General features: G+C 45.1%; 11 protein-coding genes. 2 read left to right on the plus strand and 9 right to left on the minus strand.

Annotated features, from left to right (window positions below; translation table 11 throughout):
• Positions 1-4: 4 nt before the first annotated feature.
• Entirely contained in the window at positions 5-988 is a 984-nt protein-coding gene (locus ACXABW_RS20640; RefSeq protein WP_457525353.1) for a hypothetical protein, read from the minus strand.
• A gap of 65 nt (positions 989-1,053) precedes the next feature.
• Positions 1,054-2,073 (minus strand): hypothetical protein, encoded by a 1,020-nt coding sequence (locus ACXABW_RS20645; RefSeq protein WP_457525354.1) that lies wholly within the window; start codon positions 2,071-2,073, stop codon positions 1,054-1,056.
• Between the two features lie 253 nt (positions 2,074-2,326).
• On the opposite strand from ACXABW_RS20645, the gene ACXABW_RS20650 reads away from it, so the two are divergent.
• Positions 2,327-3,001 (plus strand): tyrosine-type recombinase/integrase, encoded by a 675-nt coding sequence (locus tag ACXABW_RS20650; RefSeq protein WP_457525355.1) that lies wholly within the window; start codon positions 2,327-2,329, stop codon positions 2,999-3,001.
• 48 nt (positions 3,002-3,049) lie between these two features.
• Here ACXABW_RS20650 and melB read toward each other — a convergent pair whose 3' ends face one another.
• Both melB and ACXABW_RS20660 read right to left on the minus strand, forming a co-directional pair.
• A complete protein-coding gene (gene melB, locus ACXABW_RS20655; RefSeq protein ID WP_457525356.1) occupies positions 3,050-4,402 on the minus strand; it encodes a melibiose:sodium transporter MelB in 1,353 nt (450 codons plus the stop codon).
• Positions 4,403-4,484: 82 nt separating this feature from the next.
• Positions 4,485-7,535 (minus strand): beta-galactosidase, encoded by a 3,051-nt coding sequence (locus ACXABW_RS20660; protein WP_457525357.1) that lies wholly within the window; start codon positions 7,533-7,535, stop codon positions 4,485-4,487.
• A gap of 688 nt (positions 7,536-8,223) precedes the next feature.
• On the opposite strand from ACXABW_RS20660, the gene ACXABW_RS20665 reads away from it, so the two are divergent.
• Positions 8,224-10,350: a metallophosphoesterase gene (locus tag ACXABW_RS20665; RefSeq protein ID WP_457525358.1), complete on the plus strand. Its 2,127-nt coding sequence runs from the start codon at positions 8,224-8,226 to the stop codon at positions 10,348-10,350.
• 124 nt (positions 10,351-10,474) lie between these two features.
• On the opposite strand, the gene ACXABW_RS20670 is transcribed toward ACXABW_RS20665, so the two are convergent.
• From ACXABW_RS20670 to ACXABW_RS20690, 5 genes are all read right to left on the minus strand, one after another.
• Positions 10,475-10,840, minus strand: a complete 366-nt coding sequence (locus ACXABW_RS20670; protein WP_457525359.1) for a VOC family protein — start codon at positions 10,838-10,840, stop codon at positions 10,475-10,477.
• 80 nt (positions 10,841-10,920) lie between these two features.
• Positions 10,921-11,163, minus strand: a complete 243-nt coding sequence (locus tag ACXABW_RS20675) for a hypothetical protein (protein WP_252032380.1) — start codon at positions 11,161-11,163, stop codon at positions 10,921-10,923.
• 120 nt (positions 11,164-11,283) lie between these two features.
• Complete coding sequence (locus ACXABW_RS20680; protein ID WP_457525360.1) at positions 11,284-11,643, minus strand: VOC family protein; 360 nt, start codon at positions 11,641-11,643, stop codon at positions 11,284-11,286.
• A 28-nt stretch (positions 11,644-11,671) separates the two neighbouring features.
• Entirely contained in the window at positions 11,672-12,190 is a 519-nt protein-coding gene (locus ACXABW_RS20685; protein WP_457525361.1) for an adenylate kinase, read from the minus strand.
• Between the two features lie 240 nt (positions 12,191-12,430).
• On the minus strand, positions 12,431-12,670 hold the full coding sequence (locus ACXABW_RS20690; protein ID WP_252032388.1) for a hypothetical protein: 240 nt from the start codon (positions 12,668-12,670) through the stop codon (positions 12,431-12,433).
• Positions 12,671-12,673: the final 3 nt, after the last annotated feature.

Genomic DNA, 12,673 nt, shown 5'->3' on the forward strand with positions numbered 1-12,673 from the left:
GTGCCTAGTAGTCGTACTCCCCTGGCTGGTCATACAAATTATCGTACTCTAGAGATGGAGAGCCATTAAAAGGAAAGCCTGTAAAGTTAGTGTCAGCTGAATAGGTATAGCGCAGTGTGGTGAGCGGTTGAGTGCCGCCAGGGATACGCTTCCATTCGATGACATAAGGCAAGAAGGAAGTTTGAGATAAAGAGCCGACTTGATGCCCTTCTATCTGATAAACCAGTTGCTCTTGACCACCTAAAGGGTGAGTCACAGAAGCCAGTGCCAGTTGTTCTCCTAGCTCAATATAAGTATAATTGACGATGCTGTCGTCTTCGCTGCTGACTCGGCGACTTTCAGTCAGTGCGCCATTGATGTACTGCAAACGAAGCTGCGATTCTGTGGTCGCTGATTGACGCGTATAAATGGTGTCGACCTGCACCCCATTACTGCTGTCAAGTCGCAAACGCTCAACCCCTTCAGAGTCTAAGATACTCGCGAGTCGCATCACTTGCCCAATAGGCGGAGCGTACTCAAATGTAAAACGTTCACCACTAGGAAGCTGCCGTACCGTTTGCTGAAAAGGCACCCCAGAAGCTAATCGGCTTAAGGTTTCCAAAGTCCCGTCTTTGTACGCCACCAACAAGGTATTTGCATCTTGCTTATACACGTACACATCATTGAGTTTTTTATCGCGTAGTGTCACTTCGCCTGACTCAGACGGTAAAGGCTCAACAAGGTAGGTCTCTCCTGTTGATAAGGATAAGGTCGGTTGAGTGGCAATGTCGCTGTCAGTATAGGAGCTTAACCCACTCAGTCCCCACCCAATTCCAAACCCAACATCAAGAGGGTTCATCATCGAAAACCCCAGAGTTAAGGTATGTTCACTCCCTTGCTCATGAAAAGAGCGAAGCGACACTAAGGGAAAAGAGGCCGAATATTGGCCAGTTCTAAGATCGACACCGGTCTGAAGAAAAGAGGCAAAATTAAACGCATTAGAATACATGGGCGATACCTTATGGAGCAGAGGGGAGACGATACAGGCCTAGAAAGGCCTGTGTGAGGAGTACATTAAACCGTTTCTAGCGTGCAAGAGTGGGTTTGGGTGCATGTGTTGTTTCGGCAAAATTGACCTTTGGCTTTGGTATTAGCATTAATGATCTCTGCCACTGACGCATTCTCCTGCCCAACAATTTGGAATCGTGAATCACAGCCAAAATTATCTGTCAGCATTACAAAGCACTGGTCAAGCGAAGGCGAATCAGTCCACCATGTGCCGTTAATGACACCCACTGATGCTCGGATAGAATAAGTATTATTCAGTACTTCAATAACATCGTCATCATTAGGGATGTTTGGGTCACAACGAAAAAAATCACTGAGAATAAAATTTGTATCTCCAGGCTCAAGCGCGCCAACTTGTCTGAGTGGGTCTTGGTCTTCAGCCGATAAATCCACCCCATAGACAATACCGTGGTCGGTGGTACACACATTGTCACATTCAACCGATACCTCGAACATTTCGAGATTATCAGGCAATGTCCATCGGTAAATGTCGACTGTAATCGGGTCGTCGCCATTGGGGACTTCGTTGTATACTTGTTGAACGTCTAGAGGCATCTCATTACTGTCGATAACGTAGGGCTCTCGAGGTGTCAGCGTTAGAATGCTATTGAATTGAATGTCGCCCGTTTGATAGGTGATGTCCCCGCCGTCAGGGTCGGATAGCGTTACTCGCGCCACTAATTCCTTAGTCAATGGCTCATTAGTACGTACATAACGATAATGTGTTTCGAGTCGAGAGGCTGGAATATCAAGCGCTGCCCCGCGTACTCCAATCGAGTACTCATTTTTTTCACTATCTGAATGCCATCCTTCCGGCACTTCTAATGTGTTTTTATCCACAATAGTAATGGAAGCAATTTCCTCATCGGTTAGAGGGACGTCTTCGAAAAACCCATCCACTTGAACTTGTTTAGTAATGTTCACGCCCACTTGGATTTGGTGGCGCTCATTTGCGTACAGCCAGTCAGAAATACTGCCAGAATTATGAACAAAGTAGGTTTCGAATACGGTGACGTTAATGGTCATGATAGCTTCCTTATTTATTTTTTAAGCATAGGAGTGCATATCCAAATGCATATAAAGATAAATAATTGAGAGGCCATTCAAATTTGAATGTTTTTTGACCAAAAATTAGCCTCTTATTAACGTCTAATGCTTGTATTAGTTTCAAAGAAAGAAGGTTTAGTTGCGTTGTAACAAAATATTAAGAGGGATTAAAACTGTCATTTTTTGACTGTTAGCGTGTATGTTTATTTATGTAAAACAGGAAATTACATACATGGCACTACCAACGCTCATCGAGGACAAGGAAAAATCTTGGCTCTTTAAAGTCATTACACAGACAGCAGAACCAGAACTTAATGCTTGTCTAATTGGATTCTTCTTGGGCAGTGGAATGACAACACTAGAGATAAGCCGTATCCAAGTTCGAGACATTGTTAAGAAGAACGGACAGTTAACAAAGAGCTTTGCCGTTAAAGGTGATGTGGTGCGAGATTTCTATCTGTCCAACATTAAGCTACAAAACCTAATTAAGAGCTATATCGAAAAGCGGCCAAAAGATGGTGATCACCCTGACCAATACAATGCTTTTGATGCTGATGAACCATTCTTTAAACGTAGGAATGGCGACCACTTTAAAATCAAACATAGAGTCACAGAAAAAGGCAACACGACCTATCACTGTAATGCTCTAAATAATCACATAAAACGTCTGTTAGCTGATTCTGGTATCGAGCAGCCTAGTATTCTAAGCGGTAGGCGCACGTTTGCGGTAAGGCTTAAACGTCATGGTGTGGATGTCCCTACAATCCACTTGATGCTTGGAAACGAACTACCAACACAGGCCGATTCTGAAATAAATCTGGAAAGGTACAAAGGGGCTTTGTTGCGTAAATCGATATATCCCGCAAGGGTAGATGACGAGAATGCTAACGCTGCACATGCCAAATAGGATGCCTTATTATTTAATTTCATTTTAGACCTTTATTATTGGATGTAATTATGTAGAAGAAATTTCTTTTAAAACCATATTTTGGTATTCACCGTTTAGGCGATACGTTTTCTTATAGATATATGCACTGAGTAGAACTAATAATGTTGGAATACCGATCATTAGCGCTCGCAGGCCTAATATGGTTTCTTCGCTTTGCTCGATATTTGGCACGTAGCCCACTGCGGTCAATCCGATACCCACAAAGAAGCCAGACAATGCGCCAGCAAATTTCACCAGCATGGTTTGAATAGAGAAGATGATGCTTTCACTGCGATGACCCGTTTTGTATTCGCCGTAATCCACAACATCCGCCAACATAACGGTCGATAGACCATTCGATAAACCACCGCCAAACTTCAATGCCGCCCCTGCAATACCCACCAAAATGCCGTTTTCTGGCGCAAAGATGCCCGTTAGTGCCAAGATCAAGCTACACAGTAGTGGGAATGCACACGCCACCAGCCACATGAATTTGCGGTTGATTAAGTTACACAGTTTCGGGAATAGGAATACGCCGGCAATTTCCGCCATACCCGACACCAATGCGAACATTGGGAATAGGTCTTCGCGGCCAATGGCGTAGCTGAAGTAGTAAATCGCAAAGCCACCGACTAACTGAATAGCAATATTGAACGTTAATACCACACCAATCAGAGATTTAAGCTGGTCGTTCTTGCCGATGATTTCCATGACGTCTTTCAGCGAGAATTTCTCGGTAGACACGCGTTTGTTTTTGATGCGCTCTTTCACGTTGAAGAACGTAATTAACGCACTAGCAATAAAGGCAACGATGATCGCTAAACTCAGGTAGATAAAGCCCGAACCTTTATCTTCACCACCGAAGAAGCCAACTAAATACAAGCCGTATGTCCCCATGATGGTCCACGCACAGCTAGCGAATAGTCGTGGCCAAACCACCAGCTTTTCACGCTCAACACGCTTAGAAGACATCGATGGAATCATCGACCAGTATGGGATATCCATGATGGTGTACGTCACGCCCCACAGGATGTACGTTACCGTCGCATAGACATACACCATATTGCCTTCAATGTTGTGCGTATTGAAAACAAGCAGCAGGAACACAGAGTTAATCAGCGTACCAATCACAATCCATGGGCGGAACTTACCAAAGCGGCTGCGAGTGTTATCCACCACCATACCCATGATTGGGTCAGTCACCGCACCCACAAAGCGAGCAACAAGGAACAAAGTACCTACGAAAGCGGCCGAAATACCCACTACGTCGGTGTAATAGAACATGAGAAAGATGTAAATAATGGAGCACGCAAAGTCTTTACCTAAAGCGCCTAGGCCATAAGAAAACTTCGTTTTTATCGATATACTACCTTCAGACATATAAGGCTCCTTAGCCTTTAGTGTTCAACGAAATTGGGATACAGAAAGTGGCTCACCCCTCATTGGAGGTGAGCTCATTTTGTTATTTAAGTTTGAAATTCCATTGGTACTGATTGCGCACCAAACGGTATTCAGGTCGTACGCTTGGCGTCCATGAATCGTCGCCGCCCACTCCCATATGGAAGCCATCGAAGTAGACGAACAAGCCATCTTGAAGCGTCAGTTCATGAGTATGTTTCGCCGCAGCAAGCTGCTGTTGACCGTACTGACTCACGCTGAAGTAGAAGTGACCTTCAAGCTCCACTTCTCCGACTTGAAGCTGTTGAGTATCGCAACGCAAACCATTATCCGATGGGAAAATGTACGGCGTGTGCATGGCCGATATCGTTTGAGCCCAGCGACCAAAATCAGCACTCAGCTTACGATCTGGGTAGTTTTCGTGTGGACCACGGCCAAGCCAAGCAACACTATCTGGGCAATCCACTAACTGCAGCATCGCGCCAATTCTTGGCATTGGTGGCATTGCATCATCAACATCAACTTGAACGGAGACGCTTGCTTCACCGTTATTGTTAAAACGGTAATTCCAGATAAAAGTGAGCACTAACTTATCTTGAGAGAAATACGCGTGCTTCACGCTGACTTCGCCTATCGCCGCATTCACTTCAACGCCTTTACAACGGTGCTGTAAATCGAACAGTCCTGCATTTTGCCAACGAACCATCCAAGCATTTGGATCTTGACGGTCGACTTCACTCACACCGATATCATTGTCGAGTGGCGCTCGGAAGAAGTTGTCACGAATCGGTGAAAGCAGCAGTTCTTGGTTGGCTTTCTTCCAGCTTTCGATTTCACCAGTGGTCGCATTGATAAACCATTGGTTATCTCCGCCACGCACAACGAGCCCGCTATCAACTTGCTCAAATGTCGCTGGAACAAATGTTTGGTTCGAGATATCACTCAATGCCAGTCGCTTGCCTAGTGTCATCTGTTGCTGCGCGACAACATGCCCCGCATCGGACCAAGCTGTTTGTTGCTGCAGACGAATTTCTATGTTCAGGAAGCTGTCGACGTTAGCCAGTTCGAACTCGCCATCTAACTCAATCACTGCGCTCTGAGATGGTTGCAGGTTGAGGTTAAGTTCACCGGTTGTGAGCGCTAGACCTTGGTCATCGATAACGGTCCAATCTAGGCTGTGACCTTGTGTGTCCGTAAACAGGTGCTCACTGGTGACTTTAATTGTCAGCGGCGTTGAAGAAATCAGTTCGATGCCGAATGGCTGCTGTGCACGTTTCGCTTCAAAGAGCGTTGGATGCGGTGTTCTATCTGGGAATACCAATCCGTTAATACAGAACTGACGGTCATTGATTTCATCACCGAAGTCACCGCCGTACGCCCAGTAGTGAACGCCGTCGTCTGAGTATTTATCTAACCCTTGGTCTACCCAATCCCAAATAAAGCCGCCTTGTAAGCGAGGGTGAGCGCGGAATGCATCCCAGTATTCAGCAAAGCCTCCTAGGCTGTTACCCATGGCATGAGCGTATTCACATAGAATGATTGGACGATTTTCGTCGCCTTTACCTACCCACTTTTTCAGCGCAAGTTTAGGCTCATCAGTGTGGCCCTGCTCTTGGTCTGCATCAGTACGAGCATACATTGGGCAGATGATGTCGGTTGCGGCAGTATCTGAGCCGCCACCTTCATACTGCACTACACGAGATGGGTCGACACGCTTAGTCCACTGATACATTGCATCGTGGTTGCTGCCATAGCCCGATTCATTACCTAGCGACCAAATAATGATACTTGGGTGGTTAAAATCGCGAGAAACCATTCGAGTCATGCGCTCTAGAAATGCACTACCCCACTGTGGGTCATCAGCGATACGCCCCATTGGCGTCATACCGTGCGTTTCGATGTTTGCTTCATCCACTACATATAACCCTAAGCGGTCACACAGTTTGTAAAAACCTGGTTGGTTAGGGTAATGCGAGCAGCGGACTGCATTGAAGTTGTGCTGCTTCATCAGCTTAAGATCTTGCTCAACGCGCGCTAAGCTCTCTGCATGGCCTGTTGTTGGATCGTGTTCATGCTTATTCACACCACGGATCATCAACGCTTTGCCGTTAATGCATAACTGGCCTTTAAGCACTTCAATCTTTCTAAAGCCTACGTCATACGCTTCGCTTTCAAGAGCTTCATCCGCTTCTGTCATTAGAGTGACCACTAGGCGGTACAAATTCGGCGCTTCAGCGCTCCACTTGCTCGGGTTCGATACCTCAAGCGTGGTAAAGCAGCGCTCACTGTAGCCACCTTTTTCATCAACAGGAGCAGTACCAACTGCTTGTGTCTGGCTAGCGACTAGCCTGTCGCCTTCAAATAAAGCCGTTTTGATCTTTAGCCCTTCACCGTTTGCGGTATCAACATCGATGCGCAGCTCACCGTTACGGTAATCAGCGTCCAGTTCTGGGGTAACTCTTACATCTTTAATGTGTTGAACAGGCTTATTCAGCAATTGAACTGAACGGAAAATACCGCTCATCCACCACATGTCTTGGCCTTCCATGTAGCTACCATCACACCAGCGCAGCACTTTCACCGATAAAGTGTTTTCACCCGCTTTCAGGTACGGGGAAAGGTCGAACTCCGCGGCCAAACGGCTATCTTGTGAGTAACCAACTAATGCGCCATTACACCACACGTAAAACGCACTATTCACGCCATCGAACACAATGCGGGTTTGAGATTCGGTTTGCCACTGCTCTGGCAGCTCAAATGTGGTTTGGTAGCAACCGGTTGGGTTGTCTTGTGGCACAAACGGAGGGTTGCATGGGAATGGGTACTTTACGTTGGTGTAGATTGGGTAATCAAAACCCTGTAACTGCCAGTTGCCCGGTACCGTAATTGGCTTCGCATCCGACAACCCATCCACTACCCAGTTTTCCGGTACCGCTTCAGGCGATGCAAATAAAGAAAAATCCCACTCTCCATCTAAGCTCTTGACTGAAGAACTCGGCTGGTCTGCAAGTGCGCTTGCTTCGTCACGCCAACTAGATAAAGGCGTGTGGGCATTTAGCCTATTAAAAGAAGTGATTTCTGGTGTTTCCCAGATACGGGTATTCGTTGTGTACATGGTATGACCTAACATTTAATCGTCTGGAAAGGATCTTAACGATTAGCGCTCTATCAGGCCGTGATCCAACTCACGCCACTGTAAACGTTTACAGACATAATAATTACAATATCAATCAAACTAAAACATATAGAAGAACAATATAAGAAATGACTAATCAGACCACGAAATGTGCAACAAGCACTAAATATCAATAAGATAGCTAACAACCCCATGTGTGTAGTCACACCAAATTATCAATATCAAAGCCAAACACATTAAAATTACAAATGTAAGTCAGAAACAAAATCACGCTGTTACAATAAGTGTTACATATATTAAAACAAAACAAACTCACAATAAGGAATGGTAACAAGTCAGATAGAAATGAACCAATTGATAGAAGTTTGAACAGGGTCACATGCGGTATCTCAGCGCAGAAAACAATTTATGTACGAGCCTTCACGTCGCTTTTCCATGAATAGTCCGACAGAACCAAAGCAAAGCATGAATCAAGGTAGATTTATCATTGTTATCTATTGTATATAGCCTGCAATGCTTTCCACCGATAAAAACATTCACCATGATAATTAACTCTTTACTTTCAGTTACTTAAACTTACAAGTTAATAAATCCTTCTTCATTCTGAAATATTACGAGCCTCTAATACTCTGCTTCGTTAATCCATATTTTAGGGAAGAGAAAACCAGTGAAAAAATTGTTGCTTACTGCAAGCATTGCTTTGACATTAATGGGCTGTGACGACGACACAGAAAATCCAAGCTTAGAAAGCGATGTGCAAATTGCATTTATGCCAGACATTCACTTCCATGACGTCTACGGTGATTTTGAAGATTTCCCAGAGCACCCTGGCCTAACGGGCAGTACCGAACGTCCAGCTTACATTCGTTCAATGGCCGAACAGCTAGGATCCACTCGACTCTTTAATGAAAACTACTTTGCTTTGATCGCCGCGCTAGACGATGTTGTAGAGCGTGGTATCAAACACGTGGCTCTACCTGGTGACTTCAGCGACGATGGTCAACCTGTACATATGCGCGGCTTTGTAGAGATCATCAATCACTATAAAGAAAAGCACGGTCTTAGGTTTTATGCCGCGCCGGGCAACCACGACCCAATTAACCCAATCGAAGAAGCAGCTGGAGACGTCTACCTAGGCGAAAATGGGCAAGAGCAACAAATCAAAAGCTTAGCAAAAGACGAATGTGCCCAAAGCGATGGAAGCAAAGACCAACCTCGTTACGTTGATCAACCCGACGGGCTACCAACAGTGTGTACCGATGACATTCGCGGCTACGGTTATGAAGGGATCATGGAAGCACTTGCAGACGATGGCTTCTACCCGCAACCGGATTACTTATATTACGAAACCCCTTTTTCCTCACAGGAAAGCCGCACTGATTACTCTTATGATCGCGCATTGATTGAATCGAGATTCAACAACAGGCAAATCGAGATTTGCAGTGAAGGCAGTGGTGGTATTTATAAAGAATCTTCTTATACCAACTGTACCGACATTGCCGACACGTCATACTTAGTTGAACCAATTAAGGGAATATGGGTATTGGCGATAGATGCCAACGTTTATATTCCTGAAGGTGAGCAAGATGGCCAAATGACCTTTGGATCGGCGAGCAGTGCTGGCTACAACAAAATGGTCACGCATAAAAAGCGCATCATTGACTGGATGACCAGCGTTGCAACGCGAGCCAAAGAAGAAGGCAAAATCCTTATCTCGTTTAGCCATTTCCCGATGACCGATTTTTATGAAGGTGCATCAGAGGATTTGGAAGATTTGTTCGGTGAAGGGTCTAACCAATTAGCACGCGTGCCCGAAGATGACGTAAGCCGAGCTCTCGCCGAAACTGGTGTGGCAGTGCACGTTGGCGGTCACATGCACTTTAACGACACTGGCAAAAAGAGCTACCAAATTGATGGCCAACAATACACCTTATTCAATATTCAAGCACCGTCGCTTGGGGCGTACATCCCAGCCTACAAGATCTTAACCATTTCACCGCAAAGTCAGATTGAAGTCGAAACTGTGGTCGTTGATGAGGTACCTCGCTTCGATGAGTTATTCGATTACTACACCATGGAACACCAATATCTGACTGACAATGCAAGCACACCAGAAGAGCGCGACAGTATCTGGAACATTGATGTGCTTTCTTCAGCAAACTACCACGAGTTCACCGATTGGCACCTTAAAGAGCTAACTCGTTTGAACTTTGTACCCAATGAGTGGCCGCTCGACATGCAGCTGATGATCAAAATGATGACGGGTGACGACATGTTGATCTTATCTCAGCTGCAAACCGACACAACCTTGTGTGAACTGGCGGACTACTTGGGTTACCCACTAGGGCAATGTAACCCAGCTAATTACTCATCGACATTTGAAGAAGATTGGGAAGCAGCCAAGGCGCAAGCTGAGCTAGTAGCACAAGAGGCAGGGCTAACCCTCGATGATTTCGCGAGCTGGACTGCTGAAGAACTGGCTGTAGATTTCTTCCGCTTACGCAATGCCGATGGCCTAGCACTACGCGATATCGATGAGGTGCGGTTAGAATCCTACGCGGTGCTTACCGAGCAGCTGTCTCAAATTGAGGTGGTAGTCAGTGCGCAAGATGATCAGCTCAATGACATCAAAGTATCAGAGCTGTTCAAAACTCGCTTTAGTGCTTTATGCAATATCATGAAGAAGTTCTCTACTGGTGAACCGAGCGACCGATTCCTTATCGATTTAGAGCAGCAAACTCTGTCCGACCTAAGTAACGACGCTGCTGAATCCACTCGCGAGCAATTGCAGTAATTCCGCTTCAATAGGCAGTAGTTCCACTTCAATAAATAGAGAAAAGGCCTGAGCGATTCAGGCCTTTTATGTAGGGCAAATAGCTGTTGGAGAAAGAATTATTGGCGAACGAAACGTTACACCGCTATTTATTTTCACCAATGCGCCATAACACCCCGCTTGGGTCGGTGATACAGAACTCAAGCATGCCCCATGGCTGCTCGACGAGCTCAGTCACTTGCACACTAAACTCTTCAGCTAACTTAAGCTTACAAATATGCGTGTACCAACTTTGAGCATCTTCAACTAACAGATGCATCATGAAGTTGTTACTGTGCACGGGTTCGTAAAAGTCTTGAAGTAAAAATGAGCAAGAGCCAGATTTAAAGTACGCTACGCCCTCAAATTCAGAGGCCATTTCAAAACCGATGAACTGATAAAAACGCTTAGACACTTCAAAGTTCTTAGCAGGCACGAATGACTTTATTTCTACCGTGTTTAGGTTTTCCATTTCCCATTCCAATCTTTGATTACACTTATCGCTGAGCGCTATGCCTCAACGAGTACTGCGCCAGCAATATGCTGAGCTGGTTATTGAAATTCTTCTCCATGATTCTCTAAGGTTTCTTTGCCACAGACTGAGCAAATTACATATCGGTCTGTGACTTCTAAAGAAGCACCTCCGGGCAAAGCAGCGGCAGGCCCACTAAAAAAACCGTCTAGAAAAGCTTTAAACTGTTCCTTCTTACTCTTTCCGTATTTTGATGGCTTTTGCTTCATAGCCTCGCGATGCTCGGTTTCTTTTTCGCACCTTTCGCAAAACCTTGTACTCATTTCAGCCCCCAGAAAAAAGGAATTAAGATTACTGACATACTTACTAAAAACCTCAGCAGCATCAAACGCATATGCAAAATTTGTACGTCAGATCAGGTTCCTAGTTCAACAAATGGTTTGTCAGTCATCAGGTGTCATTTGCACAACTGAAAATGTGTTCTTACTTGGGTCGATAACATGTGTCATTAAACCGCCCCAAAACTGAGGCTCTGGTTCACCAGTAAATTCAACACCACACTCACTTAACCGAGCATAAAAGTCCGCTAGGTTTTCTACCTCAATACTGAAACCAAGGTAACGACCGCTCTCGAACTCGCCACTTTCCTCTGGCTCTATAATCACTTGTACATTTTCAAGCTGATAGCCAATAAACCCATCAGCGACAGCCCCAAAAGCCTTTGTCAGCCCAAGCTTCTCTGTATAAAAAACTTCAGACTCCTTTAAGTCTGCACACGGGATCCTTAATGTATTCAGTTTCATGATTGATCCTCCTGATATCTGTTCTGCCTTATTGAGTTTGAGACAAGGCGAAATCATTCAACTCCGACACAGTTTTGATTATGTGGACTTGTTTACTACTCGAGTATTCCCGCAATCGAGATGAAAAGTCATCATTCCAGAATTTAGGACACAATTTGAGCGTCTTATAACTGTTCAGTGTGCCTTTCAAGATTGAGCTTCCGTCTGGCCAGCCTTCTGGTTTCACAAACAGCCCCTTCAGAAAGCGTTTAGTGACAAACCAGTAACTCACTGAGTAAGGCAAATCGATATAAACAAGCGTATCGGCAGCTTCTAAACGCTCGTTAAAGGAGCTGATAGGGCCACCAAAACCATCAACGATCCATGACTCGGATTGAAGAATCCCCTTGTGCGCAGCATCAAATTCTTCCCGTGAGACAAACTCACCATTGGGCTTATAAACGATGGAATCGAGTTGATGCAGCGGCAAGCCACTTGCTTGCGCTAATGCTTTGCTTACCGTCGATTTTCCACTGCCCGGCTTTCCAAAAACGGCTACCTTTTTCATTTAAATCCCTCCTAGAGATAAAATCCTAAAAGGTAGAAACAGAAAACCCACCTTTTAGGGTGGGTTCGATTTATCTAGCGCATACAAAAAATCCCACCATTCCTATGGAATGATGATAATTCGGTTGTTTAGTTGCGATAGATTAAATTTCATACAGCCACTTTCATATAAATCGAAGTTGTTGTCAATTCCCTGCCTAGACGAAAGTAACCGCACACGCCTCTCGAATCCGTTCTGGCCTTAATCAAGATAATCTGGTGTATGCAGGTTCGTTCCACAAACGGTACATTTGTAATCACCCGTAGGCTCGCCTTCCATTAACGCACTTGCTATTCCGGCCAACAAACCAGAAAAGAAGCCCTTAACTTCAGTCTCATTGGATTCTTTAGGTTTAGAGAAGCTTTCATACTTGTGCAGCGTCACCTGCTTGCAATTACAGCAGAACGCCTTTGTCTTTTCAGAACCGTATGTTTGAACCAAGTT

The organism is Vibrio paucivorans, assembly GCF_054053395.1.